12 protein-coding genes and 1 tRNA gene are annotated in these 15,341 nt (G+C 65.3%); 8 read left to right on the top strand and 5 right to left on the bottom strand.

The genetic code is table 11. The features are described 5' to 3' along the window. Window positions 1–15: 15 nt before the first annotated feature. Both FNZ56_RS07710 and FNZ56_RS07705 read right to left on the bottom strand, forming a co-directional pair. The gene (locus FNZ56_RS07710; protein ID WP_185970690.1) at window positions 16–4,749 is read right to left on the bottom strand and encodes a DUF3320 domain-containing protein; all 4,734 of its coding nucleotides are present in this window, start codon (window positions 4,747–4,749) and stop codon (window positions 16–18) included. Between the two features lie 221 nt (window positions 4,750–4,970). Next, window positions 4,971–5,047, bottom strand: a tRNA-Met gene (locus FNZ56_RS07705). Window positions 5,048–5,196: 149 nt separating this feature from the next. On the opposite strand from FNZ56_RS07705, the gene FNZ56_RS07700 reads away from it, so the two are divergent. The 3 genes from FNZ56_RS07700 to bfr all read left to right on the top strand — a co-directional run bounded on the left by FNZ56_RS07700 (window position 5,197) and on the right by bfr (window position 6,636). Then, entirely contained in the window at window positions 5,197–5,802 is a 606-nt protein-coding gene (locus FNZ56_RS07700; RefSeq protein WP_143879277.1) for an RNA pyrophosphohydrolase, read from the top strand. A gap of 55 nt (window positions 5,803–5,857) precedes the next feature. After that, on the top strand, window positions 5,858–6,064 hold the full coding sequence (locus FNZ56_RS07695; RefSeq protein WP_143879276.1) for a (2Fe-2S)-binding protein: 207 nt from the start codon (window positions 5,858–5,860) through the stop codon (window positions 6,062–6,064). 98 nt (window positions 6,065–6,162) lie between these two features. Next, the gene (bfr, locus tag FNZ56_RS07690) at window positions 6,163–6,636 is read left to right on the top strand and encodes a bacterioferritin (protein WP_143879275.1); all 474 of its coding nucleotides are present in this window, start codon (window positions 6,163–6,165) and stop codon (window positions 6,634–6,636) included. A 9-nt stretch (window positions 6,637–6,645) separates the two neighbouring features. On the opposite strand, the gene FNZ56_RS07685 is transcribed toward bfr, so the two are convergent. From FNZ56_RS07685 to FNZ56_RS07675, 3 genes are all read right to left on the bottom strand, one after another. Then, window positions 6,646–8,961, bottom strand: a complete 2,316-nt coding sequence (locus FNZ56_RS07685; RefSeq protein WP_246064780.1) for a hybrid sensor histidine kinase/response regulator — start codon at window positions 8,959–8,961, stop codon at window positions 6,646–6,648. Window positions 8,962–9,264: 303 nt separating this feature from the next. Continuing rightward, window positions 9,265–11,025 (bottom strand): EAL domain-containing protein, encoded by a 1,761-nt coding sequence (locus FNZ56_RS07680; protein WP_185970689.1) that lies wholly within the window; start codon window positions 11,023–11,025, stop codon window positions 9,265–9,267. Between the two features lie 115 nt (window positions 11,026–11,140). Next, window positions 11,141–11,728, bottom strand: coding sequence for a DUF4126 domain-containing protein (locus tag FNZ56_RS07675; protein ID WP_143879273.1), 588 nt, complete (start codon window positions 11,726–11,728; stop codon window positions 11,141–11,143). A 101-nt stretch (window positions 11,729–11,829) separates the two neighbouring features. Between FNZ56_RS07675 and FNZ56_RS07670 the strand changes: the two genes are divergently transcribed. From FNZ56_RS07670 to FNZ56_RS07650, 5 genes are all read left to right on the top strand, one after another. After that, window positions 11,830–12,543 carry a DUF6776 family protein gene (locus tag FNZ56_RS07670; RefSeq protein ID WP_246064535.1) on the top strand — a complete coding sequence of 238 codons (714 nt, stop codon included), beginning with the start codon at window positions 11,830–11,832 and terminating at the stop codon, window positions 12,541–12,543. 31 nt (window positions 12,544–12,574) lie between these two features. Beyond that, the gene (gene erpA, locus FNZ56_RS07665) at window positions 12,575–12,940 is read left to right on the top strand and encodes an iron-sulfur cluster insertion protein ErpA (protein ID WP_143879272.1); all 366 of its coding nucleotides are present in this window, start codon (window positions 12,575–12,577) and stop codon (window positions 12,938–12,940) included. 83 nt (window positions 12,941–13,023) lie between these two features. Next, window positions 13,024–13,923, top strand: a complete 900-nt coding sequence (gene nudC, locus FNZ56_RS07660; RefSeq protein WP_143879271.1) for an NAD(+) diphosphatase — start codon at window positions 13,024–13,026, stop codon at window positions 13,921–13,923. Window positions 13,924–13,933: 10 nt separating this feature from the next. Further along, window positions 13,934–14,827 (top strand): hypothetical protein, encoded by an 894-nt coding sequence (locus FNZ56_RS07655; protein ID WP_143879270.1) that lies wholly within the window; start codon window positions 13,934–13,936, stop codon window positions 14,825–14,827. A gap of 91 nt (window positions 14,828–14,918) precedes the next feature. Beyond that, window positions 14,919–15,293 (top strand): endonuclease domain-containing protein, encoded by a 375-nt coding sequence (locus tag FNZ56_RS07650; protein WP_407070488.1) that lies wholly within the window; start codon window positions 14,919–14,921, stop codon window positions 15,291–15,293. Window positions 15,294–15,341: the final 48 nt, after the last annotated feature.

Below are 15,341 nucleotides of genomic sequence, written 5' to 3'. Positions count from 1 at the left end.
GCCGAAGAGCGAGGCTCATGCTTTTCTTACCAATGCATCGCCATCGAGCTCAAGACGCGCATCCCTGATGAGCGCATCTATTCCTTGCTCAATTCGGTCGCGAAGCTGCTGACTGGTTGCCTGAAAGCCCAACATTCGAGAAACCGCCGTCGCCACTTCGCCCCGACGTACCCCATGGGAGTCACGCGCGAGCCGGATGATTGCCTCATGGATCTCCTGTGGTGGCAACAACTCAGGCTTCTTCAGCGTTCGCGATTCGGCATTCGATCGGTCGCGCACCCGGACAGGAGCGCCCTTGAGTAGGTAGCAGTTATCTTCCGACGATAAGGTTCCTTTGCGCGCCACATGGCGGATTGCATCCTGCACCGCGCCATGAATTCGAGATCCTGCTCGGCCCAAACTCCAGAGGTCGCGCACGCGTGCCACGATTTCTTCCTCGTGGATGGGGCCCTCGATCTCGATGATGCGTTCTACGGTATAAGCCATGCTGCCCAACGGCACTTCGTGCGGCGCCATGCCCGCATTCCCGGGCACAAAGTCGGCTTGTTTGTACGTTTCGCCGGAGCCCTCGGGCTCCGTGACGAGGTGTGACTGTTCCCGCTGCACGGCTGGAGTGGTTGCCGGGTTTGGCTCAGCACGCATGGTCGCAAACGCTTCTTGTCGCGGACGGTTCGCTTTGGCGGCCGCGATCGCATTCAGCAAACGATCTGTCTCAGCTTGCTCACGCTGGAACCAGTCCGTGCTCCAAATTCGGTGGATGGTCCAGCCGTGCGCTTCGAGGATCTCTTGGCGAAGGCGGTCGCGATCGCGTGCCGATGCTGCGGAGTGATAGGTGGCGCCATCGCATTCCAAGCCGAGCAGATATCGGCCTGTTTGCTCGGGATCGACGATCGCAAGATCGATGAAAAATCCCGCCACTCCGATTTGGTTGTCGACCTGAAAACCATACTTGACCAGTACATTCTGCACCGCTTCCTCGAAGGGTGAGTCCGCCTCGCGGCCGGTCATCACTGGGATTCCAAGACCACCGGATTCGGCGTACTTAAGGAAGGTCTTCAGCGCGACGACGCCCTTGCGGCTTCGCTCGTCCAGGCGAATATCGTCGGCGACGATGCTTGAGAACACCTCACAGCGTTCACGCGCGCGTGTAATCAGAACGTTCAACCGACGATGGCCGCCATCCGAATTTAGCGGTCCAAAATTCTGGTACATCTTGTCGTCGCCTTTCGCGCGGCCGTATCCGATCGAAATGAAGATGACGTCGCGTTCGTCGCCCTGGATGTTTTCGAGGTTCTTGACGAAGAACGGCTCGTGCCCGTGTTTGGCGATGAACTGTTCCAGCTCCGGATGTTGCCGGCGCGCAAGTTCAATTTCGTCGGTGATCGCCTGGCGCTGTCTGACCGACATTGCGCCGATGCCCAACGTCAGGTGCGGATTTTGGCGGGCGTGATCGACCACGGCCTGGGCAATGGCTAATGCTTCGACATGGTTCTTGTAGGAGTTGCCGCGATCGAAACGGCCGTCTGGAAAGTGGCGAAAGCGCAGTCCTAATTGCTGTCGTTCGCGATCTGGGCTTGGGACGACAAACAACTCGCCGTCGTAAAACTCACGGTTGGAAACGGCGATCAGTGACTCGTGTCGGCTGCGGTAATGCCACTTCAGCATCCGCTGCGGCAATCCCTTGGCGGCGCAGAGCGAGAGCACACTTTCCAGATCCTTGGCTTGGGCGCCTTCTTCCTGCTCGTCCAATTCGTCTCCCCCGACGATGCGGGAGAAGAACGAGGTCGGTGGCAACTGCTTGTCATCGCCCACCACGACAATCTGACGGCAACGCGCAATCGCGCCCAGGGCATCCACGGGCTCGACCTGGCTGGCTTCGTCGATCACCAGTAGATCGAATTCAATCGAGCCTGGCTCGAGGAATTGCGCCACCGACAAGGGACTCATCATGAAGACCGGCTTGATTGCCTGAATGGGTGCACCACAGGTCTTGAAGAGTTTGCGCAACGCCATGTGTCCGCGTTTGCGCGCGATCTCGCTACGCAAGATCCCCAGTTTCCCGACCGCGTTAGCCGCAGATTTTGGCATGTTCTGGAAGTGCGCTTGAGCTGCTTCGACCTGGGCAACTAACAGCCGCTTGCGGTCCCATTCCCGGAACTGCTTGATCAACTCTTCATGGCGCCGGCCATCGAATTTGGGCAGATCCGGATACTCCTGTGCGGCAACATCGAGCATCCGCAAGTAATACGCGGCCCAGAACCGATCCACCGTCAATCGTTGGCTTGCTGGATCCCCGGAGAGCGAGGCCATTGCCGCACTCAAACCGAGCTCGTTGGCCCGACGCATGACCTCGGCGTAGGCCAGCCAGTCAATCAGGCCTTCAACGTCGCCATTCCACCCCGACGCCCGAGCAGTCAGCGCCCGCAGGCTGGCGTGCTCCAAGGCCACCCCTTGCAGAGCGACGGCAGTGTCCATGCGCAACGTGGCGACGGCTTTGTCAAACTCGACTTTGCAGGCGACCGCAGACGCACGCGCCTGCACAACGAGTGCATTGAGCGGATGCCGGTTGTCAACAGTCGACGCAAGCTGACGAATGTCCATACCGGGAACCGCATCGGACTGCTGCTCGACCCAGCTCAGGATCGACTCGGCTAGATCCCAGTCGGTATCGCGATCTCGCCACACCGACCCGAATGCGGACTTTGCGGTGGTGGCCACGGCGGCCACTACCTGCTGCGCCTTACGGCCAGCGATAAGATCGTCGAGGAGGGCGAGTCTGGCCTCGTACGTCTTCGGGAATTCGGCCGAGGTCACGCTTCGGAGTTGGTTGATTGCCGCCCGGTAGGGTCCGTTGAGCCAACGGAATAGACCGCGGCCATGGTCGGCGACTAGATGCCGCTGCGGCAGCCAGTCCGAATCCCATGCCACCGCAGCAACTTGGGATTGGCGACGCGCCAGAACCTCGCTGAGTGTCCGGCCGCTCCGAAGGGCTTCTTTCAATGTGTCCACGCCGGCGGACCACACACCCGAGCTGATGGTGGCGCGATCGAACTCTGGGGCTCTGGCCAGACTTTCGCCAACTGTGCATTGCTTGGAGAGATCCGCTAGCGTGTCCGGCTGCGGTAGTCCGAGCTGTCGTGCAAGTGCGCCAGCGTCGGCAGTGACGCGATCCAGTGCAGGCACAAACGTCGCCGTTGCAGCAATCAGATCTTCGGCCTGATGTCGCATCACCGGCGGGTGGTTGACGCCGCGCCAGTGGCTAGCCGTGGCATCCCCTACCCGAGGTAGGTGTTCGCACAGCTCACGCAGAGTATTGGCGCGCGTCTCAGCATCGCGTAGCGTCCACTGCGCCGCATCTGGCAGCTGATATGTCGGCCGGCCTGAGAGCGGCAACAGCTTCGATAGCATTCCGACGATGCGGAACGGGGAAATCTGCGCAGCGCCAATCGGCGCGTGCATTTTTCTGGCGTGGTCGTTGAGCTGATTCCTGAGTTGGTCGAGCCGCTCGATCGAACCTTCCACATCGACTCCAGCGGGACGACCGAGGCCTAGCGTGCGCCCCAACTCTTCCAGCACGGTTTTCTTGTTCGCCTTGTTGCTGTGCAGTTCGAGGCACAGCGGGCCCAGTTGCACGTTTTCCAGGCGGCGCTTCACAACCTCGAGCGCAGCCATCTTTTCGGCAACGAACAACACCTTCTTGCCATCACTAACTGCCGTGGCAATCAGGTTGGCGATGGTCTGTGACTTCCCCGTGCCAGGCGGCCCCTGGATGACAAGGTTCTGCCCACGTCGGACGGCCTCGATAGCCATCGCCTGTGAGCTGTCGCAATCCATGACATGCTTGAGATCAGCGACGGGAATGAGATCGTCGAGTGCCGCCGCCGTGCTCGGTAGACCGACGTCGATCTCTTCAAAACCCTCACCCAACAATCCAGACACGAGATCATTCGCGTCGATGGCCTTGCCTTCCGGCCAGTTAGTTGGATCGAGATCGAGAAACATCAAGAGTTTTGCAAAGGAAAAGAATCCCAGCTGGATCGCATCGTCAATCACACTCCAGCCTTCCTGCGCCGCAATCGCATTGCGGATTGCATCGAGGTACGCACACAAGTCAACGCCATCCGTTTCGGGAAATGGCGGTAGTTCGATGCCGAAATCTACACGCATCTTTTCTCGGAGCGAGAGGTTCTCCTGTGGGTCCTCCTCATTCCACTTCAGAGTAAAGCGATCTTTAGCGCTTTTTCGTTCCAGCAAGACTGGTACCAAAACAAGAGGTGCTCGGCGGAACTCTTCCGAGCCGGCGCGCTCACGAAAGCGCAATTGTCCAAGTGCGAGATAGAGGACGTTAACGCCCTGCTCCTCCAGCATCGTCCTGGACTCGTAGTAGATTTCAAGGAGTCGCTTCTGAAGGTGCTCGGACTTCAGCTTGGTCTGTAGTTTTGTATCCGAATGGCGCGCCGCGATGCCATGCTCGTCAGCTTCATCGCCGTCCGGTTGCAGGAGGATGATTTCGTCCTGATCCTGCACGAGTTCATCGATCACTAGCTCATCGCCGTCTGCGCTTTCTGGTGCGGGCGAAAAGCTGAGTGACTTCTTGTTCAGCAACAACGGGAGCACCTGCGCGCTCAGTTCATCGTGGACGACGATCGAGCGACTGGATGGCTTCTTAGGAAGATTGAGCAGTCGATTGCGATAAGTGAGATCAAGCAGCACGCGACGCTGCGAGTGCAGATTTTCCGTTGTAGTCATCTCAGCCCCCCAAAGCCGGTGCTCGTTGCAAGCGTCCTTTTTTTGCGACACCGGCCTAAAACGCCTGAGGCAAGCGAAGTTGGTTCGGGCGGGCGACGAGTTGTCCCCAAAGTTGCCCCCAGTTGCCTGCGGATTGCAAGGGTTCGCATTGGGTTCATCGGGACACCAAACAACAAAACCCCGCATCTCTGCAGGGTTTCGTTCGACACGATCGAAGTGTTTGGTGGCTATGGGTGGACTCGAACCACCGACCCCAGCATTATGAGTGCTGTGCTCTAACCGGCTGAGCTACATAGCCGAAACGACCGCGCAGTGCGCGCGGGGGCGCAATTCTCCCTGCCGCTCGCCCCGACGTCAAATCGCCGGGCCGCGCGCTTGTCCGTTCAGCACGGGCGTGGCAGAGTCGGGCGCAGTGGCCCCTGGCCAAAACCTTTCGAGGTCCGCATCGTGATCGATCCGGACGGTTATCGCCCCAACGTGGGCATCGTGCTCATGCACCCCGACGGGCGCGTGTTCTGGGCGCGGCGCGTGCGGCGCGACGGCTGGCAGTTCCCGCAGGGCGGGATGAACAGCGACGAGACGCCGCTGGAAGCCATGTACCGCGAGCTGGAGGAAGAAACTGGCCTGCTGCCCGAGCATGTCGCCGTGCTCGGCGTGACCCCGGGCTGGCTGCGCTACCGGCTGCCGCAGCGTGCCATCCGCCGCCACGAGCGCCTGGTCTGCATCGGCCAGAAGCAGGTCTGGTTCCTGCTGCAGTTCACCGGCGAGGAAGCCGACCTGCGGCTGGACCAGACCGACCACCCCGAGTTCGACCAGTGGCGCTGGGTCGATTTCTGGTACCCCGCCGAGCACGTGGTCCTGTTCAAGCGCGGGGTGTACTGCAGCGCCTTGCGGCACCTGGCGCCGTTCGCCCGGCAGGTGGCCGGGGCGCAGGCGATCCCGCCGCCCTTGCCGCACCTGGTCCGCGAGGACCCGCAGCGCCGGCGGCCGTATTCGCGGCGGCCACGGCCGGTGTCCGCGCGCGGGGACGGGGGCGCCGACCCGGCTAGTTGAAAATGGTTCTTATTCGTGGTCGAATGGCGCCAGTTCCACCGCCCCGGGGCCGTTCGTGTACGTCTGCGTCTGCAATGGCATCACCGATCGCGAAGTCCGCGAAGTCGCCGCGGCCGGCTGCCGCAGCGTGGCCGAGCTGACCATGCGCACCGGCGCGGGCGCCGGTTGCGGCAGTTGCCTCGAACTCGCCGCGCAGATCCTCGACGAAGCGCACTCCGCGCAGACGTTGCCGGCGTTGCCGATCCTCTCGCAAGCCGCCTGATCGTTCCGCAATCCCGATCCGAAACGCGGACGATTCGCGTTCCGACGTCGTTTCCGCGCGGGCGTTAAAGTCGCGCCATCGCAACGCGGAGCACGGCCATGAAGGGCGACGCCAAGGTCATCGAATTCCTCAACAAGGTGCTCTACAACGAGCTGACCGCGATCAACCAGTACTTCCTGCACGCCAAGATGCTGAAGAACTGGGGACTGAAGGAACTCGCCGAGCACGAGTACCACGAGTCGATCGACGAGATGAAGCACGCGGACAGGCTGTCCGAGCGCATCCTGTTCCTCGACGGCCTGCCGAACTTCCAGGCGCTGGGCAAGCTGCGCATCGGCGAATCGCCGGCCGAGATCCTGCGCTGCGACCTGTCGTTGGAAATGGACGGCCTGCAGGTGCTGAAGGATGCCGTCGTGCATTGCGAAGGCGTGAACGACTTCGTCAGCCGCAAGCTGTTCGCCGACATCCTCGATTCCGAGGAAGAGCACATCGACTGGCTGGAGACGCAACTGTCGCTGGTCGAGCGCCTCGGCGAGCAGAACTACCTCGCGCAGCAGCTGGACAACGACTGACGACGCGAATCAGGCTTCGGCGCGCGGCAGCGCGTCGAGCAGCACGTCGCGAGCGCGCTTGAATTCCCAGGCGATCTTCGCCACTTCCACCGCCGGACGGTCGAGGGTGCCGGTGCGCGCACCGAGTTCGACCCGCTTCGCCGCCGCCGAAAGCTGCATCGCGCCGAGGTTGGCGCTCGACGACTTCAGTGAATGCGCGTGTTCGCGCAACGCTTCGAAATCCGGAGCGACCGCGGCTTCCTCCAGCGCGGCGATCTGCCGGGGCGCATCGTCGAGGAACACGCGGATGAGGCGATCCAGTTCGCCGCCGAGCACGGCGCGCAGTTCCTCCAGCACTTCGTCGTCGATGGTGACCGAGGGCGCGGCCTCGCTCGCGGGCGAAGCGGGCGGGGGCGCGATGCTTGCCGGCGCAATGGCGGCTTCAAGCGGCGCGGCCGCTACCGGCGGGGTCGGCGTTTCGGTGCGCACGGGCGGCATGTTCGCAGCCGACGCCGGTGCGGTGCCGGTGTGCCACCAGCGATGCAGGCTGCGTTCGAGTTCGGCGCGCGTCACCGGCTTGGCGAGGTAGTCGTCCATGCCGGCGTCGAGGCATTTCTGGCGGTCGCCGGCCATCGCGTTCGCGGTCATGGCGATGATCGGCAGGTGGCGCCCGTCGCCGGCATCGCGTTCCAGTTCGCGCCAACGGCGGGTCGCGTTGTAGCCGTCCATCACCGGCATCTGGCAGTCCATCAGCACCAGGTCGTAGCGCGAAGCCGACATCCGCAGCAGGGCTTCCTCGCCGTTGCCGGCGGCATCGCAATCGGTGCCGAGCACGCCGAGCAGGCGCTGGCCGACCATCAGGTTGACCGGGTTGTCCTCGACCAGCAGCACGCGCATGCGCCGTTGCGGGGACAAGGGCTGGCTTGGCATGGGTTCGGGTTCCGCGGTTTCCTCCCTGGCGGCGGGCGTCGGCGCGGAAAGCGCGACGCGCAGGTCGCCATCCTGGGCCTGGCGGCTGAGCAGGGTCGCGCGTTCGCGCAATTCCTCGGGCGGGGTTTCCTCGCCATACAGGCACAGCAGGCGGATCTGGCCGTAGATCGCGTGGTGCTCCAGGTTGCGGCGCAGCGCGATCGCGGTGTTGCGCATCCCGGCGATGTCGGCGACGACTACCGAGTACGCCCACGGCGGGCCCTGCGTGGCTGCCGCGCGCAGGCGGTCCAGCGCTTCCTGCGTGGTTTCGACCGCGGTCAGGCGCATCCCCCAGTTCGGCAGCAGCATGCTCAGGCGCATGCGCAGCCGCGGGTCGTTGCTGAGCAGCATCACCCGCATGCCGCTGTGCGTGGCATCCCGTGCCGGCATGTCGCCATGCACCTTGAGCAAGGGGATTTCGAACCAGAAATCGGTGCCGCGACCGGTTTCCGATTTCACCCCGATGCGCCCGCCCATGAGTTCGACGATGCGCTTGCAGATCGCGAGGCCGAGGCCGGTGCCGCCGTACAGGCGCGTGGTCGAGGCGTCGGCCTGGCTGAAGGCGCTGAACAACCGCTCCATCGCCTCGTGCGGAATGCCGATGCCGGTGTCGCGGACTTCGAAGCGCAACTGGTGTTGCGCCGCGGTTTCGCCCAGTCGCTGCACGTGCACCGACACCGAGCCCTTCTCGGTGAACTTCACCGCGTTGCTGATCAGGTTGGTCAACACCTGGCGCAACCGCACCGGGTCGCCGCGCACCGGCAGGCGCACGCCCGGGTCGAGGTGCAGGTACAGGCGCAGGCCCTTGGATTCGGCCGGGCGATCCATCAACCGGATCACGTTCTCCAGCAGTTCGCGCAGGTTGAAGTTGGTGGTTTCCAGTTCGAGGCGATCGGCCTCGAGCTTGGAGTAGTCGAGGATGTCGTCGACGATGCGCAGCAACTGCTGCGAGGACGAGTACGCGGTGCGCACCATCTCCAGCTGGTTGGCCGAGAGCTGGCCCTGCAGCAGCAGGTCGAGCATCGGCACGATGCCGTTGAGCGGCGTGCGGATCTCGTGGCTCATGGTCGCGAGGAACTCGCCTTTCGCCAATACCGCGGATTCGGCCGCCTGCTTGGCCTGGGTCAGTTCCTGCTCGAGGCGGGTGTGGTGGTCGATTTCCTGCTGCAACTGTTCGATCAGTTCCTGCCCGTGCCGCGCCTTCTCGCTGGTCTTGCTCAAGTCCATCTCGCGCTCGTGGGTGGCGTACAGCCAGGCGCTGATCGCGAACATCGCGAGCAACACCAGCAGCAGCGCGATCTTCTGCCACGGCCCGGCGAGGCCGAACTGGTCGAGCGCCAGCGCGCATGCCGCGCCGCCGCCGGCGCCGAGCGCCAGCCAGCGCGTGGTCAGCAGCGGGCGACGTTCGTTCACTGGCAGGGCCTGCTCACGCGATCCGGGCAGAACCACGTTGCCGTGTCCGTTCGCCAGGTGTTCGCGCGCGGTGAGGGGCAGGCTGGCCGCGTGGCCAAACTGCGCGCGGGCGCATCGTGAGCGGACACGACAACCCGCAGGGCCGCACTGGGTTGTGCGCGATGCGGCGTCATCACTCGGTCACTTATCGACATAAGTTCTCTCGTTCTTCCTTGCCTCGCGCGCACCAAGTCGCGGCGTGGTCTGTCCGGATCGCATGAACAGGCCCTACAGCACCGGGGTCTGGAAATCGAAATCGAGGGCGTGCTCGGGTTCCTGCACGAGGTTGCCCTGCAGGTAATCGATGCCGCTGCTCCACAAGGCCGCGGCGGCGCGCGGATCCTCCACCGACGGGCCGATCACGCGCAACCCGAGCGCATGCGCGCGCTTGATCACCCCGCGCGCCTCGTCGCGTTCGGCGGCGGTGGCGTCGGCCGCGGTATAGCGCGGCGACAGGCGTACGTATTGCAGCGGGAATTGCGAGAGCAGCACGTCGGCCTCGCTGCCGTGCAGGTATTGGCTGAGGCAGACGCCGACGCCGGCATCGGCGAGCCGCGCCAGCGCCGGCGCGAGTTCCTCCGAATGCACCAGCGCGTCGTCCAGGCGCAGGTCCAGCACCAGTTGCGAGGCGGCGACGCCGCGCGCATCGAGTTCCCGCCGCAGCCATTCGACATGGCCGCCTTCGGCGAGCGAACGCGGCGAATGGCTGACGAACAGGCGTACCAGCGGGGTATCCGGCTCGCGATCGCCCAGGTGCCCGATGGCACGCGCGAGCACCGCGCGGTCGATCTCCGGCATCAGGCCGTTGGCTTCGGCCAGCGGCAGCACTTCGCGCGCGGAATGCATCGGCCGGTCGTCCTCGGGCAGGCGCATCAGCGCCTGGAATTGCGCTTCCTCGCCGCCATCGACCGCAACCACCGGCTGGAACGCAAGCCGCAGGCCGTCGTTGGCAAGCGCGTCGCGCAGCAATGCGAGCAGGCGGTCGTCGCGCGCGTCGTGTACCGGCGCCTGGTAGGCGGCGATGCCGAGCGGCGCGGTGCGCGCCTCGCGCAAGGCTTCCATCGCATGGTCGAGCAACTGGCCCGGCTTGCTGCCGGCGCACGTGGCGTAGGCCACCGCCGCGCGCAGGCGCTGCGGCGTGCCGGCGATGTCGATGCCGTCGCGGCCGATGCCGTCGCGCAGGTTGCGCGACAGGCCTTCGAGCGCGGGTTCGTCCGCGACCGGCGCGAACATGGCGAAGACGTTGTCGTTGAGCCGCGCGGCATCGAACCCGTTGGCCAGCGCGGCGAGGTTGCGGCCGGCCTCGTTCATCAGGTGCTCGAAGCCGGCGAAACCGTAGCGGTCGCGCAGCGCGCCGGCGTTCTGGATTTCCACGCACAGCGCGCCGCCGGTTCCGGTCGAATGCGCGGCGATGCGGCGCATCAATTCCGGACGGTGCAACAATCCGGTGGTCGGGTTGAGGTCCTGCTGGCCGGTGCCCTGCAGGCGGCGCAACACGCGCGCGCGCTGCACGCGGCTCTGCACCGCGGCGATCAGGTGGCGCGGGCGGATCGGCTTGCTGAGGAAATCGTCGGCGCCGACTTCCAGCACCTGGTATTGCAGTTCCGGATCGGGATCGCCGGTGAGGAACACGATCGGCACGTGCGCGAATTCCTCGTGCGCGCGGATGCGTTGGGTCAGCGAAGTGCCTTCCATGTCCGGCAGGTGCAGGTCCATCAACACGAGGTCGGGCTGGAACTCTTCCAGCGCCGGCAGCACCCCGGCGGCCTCCGCGATCGCGCGGGTCTGGATGCCGGAGCCGCCGAGCACGCTTTCCGCGAACAGCGCCTGGCTGCGATCGTCCTCGACGATCAGCACGCGGTAGGGTTCGTCGCCTTCGGTCGCGTTCCCCACCGCGGCCGGCGCATCGCCCATGGCTTCGGCCTCGAGGCTTGGAGTAGCCCCGGCGTCGGTCTCGGGAGGTTGCGAAGGCGCGGGCGGCAGCGGCATGGGCTCACTCTTTGCGGGTGGGCAGGCCATTATCGGCCCCGCCCCGGCTCATGTCAGAGCCACGCATTCCGCGGCCCGGACCGGCCATGCCCGGTTTGGCCGTTTCCACCGGCTTTCACGCGATTTGCTTCACGCTGCGCGGCTTGCGGCGGAACAGCGCGCGCCACAGCCACCACACGAACAGCGCGAAGGCGACGCTGATCGCCACCACCAGGGCCAGCGCCAGCCATGGGTGAGCGAACGCCAGCGCCAGCGCGCCGAGGGTGGTGACGTCCTCGGTCGCCGAGGCGGTCCAATTGCTGACCGGCTCGGGCGAAGTGTTGAGCAGCGCGCGCGTGCCGGTTTTCAGCGCGTGGCTGGCCAAGGCCGCGCCGGCGCCGGTAGCGAGCATGCCCGCGCTGAGCTGGCCGTCGGGGGAGAACGCGGCCGCGGCGAGGAATGCGCCGGCCGGGATGCGCAGCAGCGTATGCAACAAGTCCCAGCCAGAATCCACGCCCGGGATCTTGTCGGCGAAGAATTCCGCCAGCGCCAGCGCGCCGGACACGCCCAGCACCCACGGCGATTGCGTGACTTGCAGGGCTTCGGGCAGGTGCAGCCAGCCGAAATAGCCGGCGATGCCGACGCCGAACACGGTGAGATAGACGCGGATGCCGGCGAGCCACGCCAGCAGCACGCCGATGGCGAAGAGATGGGCCTGGGACATGGCATTCCCCGCAATGCAGCGCGGCCGGACGGGCCGCACGGCCGCAGTCTATACGCGGCGCCGGCTTGACGGCGGCTTAAAGCCCTCGCTATACCGGCACGATGGAAGAAGAACGGCAGCCGCAGCCGCAGGCGACCGAAACCGTTGCCGCGCAGGCGCACGGCCACGGCGTCGCCTATGCGTTGATCGCGGCGTTCGTGCTCGCGCTCGCGTTCGGCGGCTGGGGGCTGTGGCGGGTGCTGTCGCCAGCGCCGGGCGATACGCACGCACAAGCGGCGCGCATCGCCGACCTCGAACAGCGCGTCGCCACGCTGTCGCGTTCCGACCAGATCAGCCGCGATGCCAACCGCGACCTGCAATCCACGCTCGCCGAGCGCGACGAGGAAATCGCCAGCCTACGCGCCGATGTCGCCTTCTACGAACGCTTCGTCGGCGCCACCGGCCAGCGCCACGGCCTCGCCGTGCACGACCTGAAATTGCAGGCGCAGGACGCGCAGGTGTGGAAGTTCACCGCCACGCTCACCCAGAACCTCAACCGCGGCGCGGTCAGCAGCGGTCGTCTCACCATCTCGGTGGAAGGCAGCGTCGACGGGCGCATGCAGAAGGCGGACTGGGCGACGCTGCGGCAACAGGCCGATGCCGCCGGTCTGCCGTATTCGTTCAAGTATTTCCAGCAGGTCGAAGGCGACCTGCTGCTGCCGGCGGGGATGAAGCCGGTGCGCGTCGTGGTGCGCCTGCAGCCTGGCGGCGGCAGCGCGGTGGAACAGTCCTTCACCTGGGCCGACGCCGTCAGCGCCACGCCGCCCGGCGCTTGAAGCGCAGGGCCCCGGCCCCCATGCTGTGGGCATGAACGACGTCGCCACCCCCGATTACCACGCGCTCTCGCGCCCGCTGGAATTCACCGCGGCGGCGGCGGCCAAGGTGCGCGAACTGATCGCCGAGGAAGGCAATCCCGGCCTGAAGCTGCGCGCCTACATCCAGGGCGGCGGCTGTTCCGGCTTCCAGTACGGTTTCGAATTCGACGAAGCGCAGGGCGAGGACGACCTCGCGGTGGAAACCGACGGCGTGACCCTGCTGGTCGATCCGCTCAGCCTGCAATACCTGATGGGCGCCGAAGTCGACTACAGCGAAAGCCTGCACGGTGCCCAGTTCGTGATTCGCAATCCGAACGCCAAGACCACCTGCGGCTGCGGCAGCAGCTTCACCGTGTGATCTTTTCCCTCTCCCCGCATGCGGGGAGAGGGTGCCGCAGGCGGGTGAGGGGCAAACAACAGGCAAAAGCGGATAATCCGCGCATGCCCTTCGCCTTCACCGACGCCAGCCTCGACCGCGCCGACGACCTGCGCGGCGATATCGAAGCGCTCGCAAGACTTTGGTCGAACGCGAACCTGATCGCGATTGATGGTGAAGGCCGCGCGCTCGCTGCAGGCGATGATCGCCCGCTGCTCGTTCCCGCGCGAATGCTCGAAAACGGATTCGAACACGCGCTGCTGCTCGGCGTGCGCGGCGGCGAGGCATGGTTCGCGATCGATGCCGAACGCGTCGCCGATGCGAACCAAACGCGCACCGACCTGCGCAGCGCCGCCGCGTCGTGGCCGGCGTTCGACGCCTCGCTGTTCGCGCAGGCGCGGGCGATGCGCCATTGGCGCGATCGGCATCGCTTCTGCGGCGTTTGCGGCGGCGAGAATGCGTTCGTGCGCGCCGGCTGGCTCGGGCGCTGCACGCGTTGCGGCGCCGAACACTACCCGCGCACCGATCCCGCCGTCATCGTCGCCATCACCGACGGCGAACGCCTGCTGCTCGGGCGCCAGGCCGGTTGGCCGGAACATCGTTATTCGACGCTCGCCGGTTTCGTCGAACCCGGCGAATCGCTGGAGCAGACCATCGTGCGCGAAGTGCGCGAGGAAAGCGGCGTGCGCGTGCTGCGCAGCCGCTACCTCGCCTCGCAGCCGTGGCCATTCCCCGGATCGCTGATGCTCGGCTTCGTCGCCGAAGCCGAACCCGACGTGCCGCAAGTCGACGACGAACTCGAGGACGCGCGCTGGTTCACGCGCGTGGAAGTCGATCTCGCGTTGCGCGGCGAATCGCCGCCCGGCGGCTTGCGGCTGTCGCCATCGATCTCGATTTCGCGCTGGCTGGTGGAACGCTGGTTTGCCGGCGAACGCGCCGGACGAGAGCAGGTGGCCTCGGGCTAGAATCGATTCCATGTTCATGACCCTCGCCGCCGCCGTCTTCGCACTCGTGCTCGGCCACGTCGCGCAAGGATTGGCCGAAGCGGTGCGCCGGCATGGCTGGTTCGATGATGGGCTGCGCTGGATCGGCGCGAAGTCGCAAGCAGGCGGCTTCTGGCACGGGCGCTGGGGCATTGCGCTGGCGCTGTTGCCGCCACTGCTCGTGGTCGCGTTGTTGCAGTGGATGCTGGACACGCCGTTGTACGGCGCAGTCGGCCTGTTGTTCGGCATCGGCGTGCTGTTCTACTGCTGGGGCCCGCGCGACCTCGACCTCGACGTCGATGTCATCGTCGATGCGCCCGACATCGCCGCGCGCGACGCCGCGATTTCGCGCCTGTCGCCGAGTGGCAGCGACATGCCGACACTCATTGTCGCCGTGCTCCATGCCGCGCGCCGGCGCTGGTTCGGCGTGCTGTTCTGGTTCCTGTTGCTGGGCGCGTTCGGCGCCGCGTTGTATCGCCTCGCCGCGCTCGCCGCCGAAGACGATGCCGCGTTGCTTCCGGACGAAAACGCCGCGGGCGCGAAACGTTTGCTCGCGTGGCTGGATTGGCCGGTATCGCAGCTGATGGCGCTGTTCATGGCGCTGGTCGGCGATTTCGACACCGTGCTGTCGGCGTGGAAGCAGAACGGCGGTGCCGGCTTCGACGCGAACGCGGATTTCCTCGGTGCAGTCGGCCGCGCCAGCGTGCGCAGCGAACTCGCCGACGATGCGCAGGATTACGCCGATGCCGGCGAAACCGATTCCGAAATCGCCCGTGATCTCGGCCCGATGCCGGAACTGCGCGACGCGATGAGCCTGGTCTGGCGCACGCTGGTGGCGTGGCTCGCGGTGATCGCACTGTTCGTCATCGCGGGGTGGGTGAGTTAGGCGCTCATTGTTCCCTCTCCCCTTGTGGGAGAGGGTGCCCGAAGGGCGGGAGAGGGGTTATCTCACCGCGTTTCGGAGTCCCCCGATCCAAATGCATGCATGGCATGGCGAACATGTCCGCATGCGCCAATCATTGCTCCCATTCGCAAAAGACTTGCGGTTCGCCTCCATCGAAGCGGAATCGCGGTTGTGGCGGCATTTGCGTGCAGCGCGGCTTCGGGGATTCAAGTTCAAACACCAGCAACCGCTGGGAGATTACATCGTCGATTTCGTCTGCTTCGAACGCGGGTTGACCGTCGAGGTCGATGGATCACAGCATTTGGATGCCGTCGGATGGGACGACGCGCGTACTGCATGGTTCGAATCGCAGGGATTCGTAGTGCTGAGGTTCTGGAACGACGCGGTGTTGCGCGATACCGACGACGTGCTCGAGGAAATCCTGCGGATGCTAGAGTCGACTGCTTGACCCCTCTCCCGGCGCTGCGCGCCACCCTCTCCCACAAGGGGAGAGGGG

The organism is Lysobacter lycopersici (genome assembly GCF_007556775.1).
Classification (GTDB): Bacteria; Pseudomonadota; Gammaproteobacteria; order Xanthomonadales; family Xanthomonadaceae; genus Pseudoluteimonas; species Pseudoluteimonas lycopersici.
Note: the sequence above shows the minus strand (reverse complement) of the source record. Positions and strands in the feature narration are given on the sequence as shown.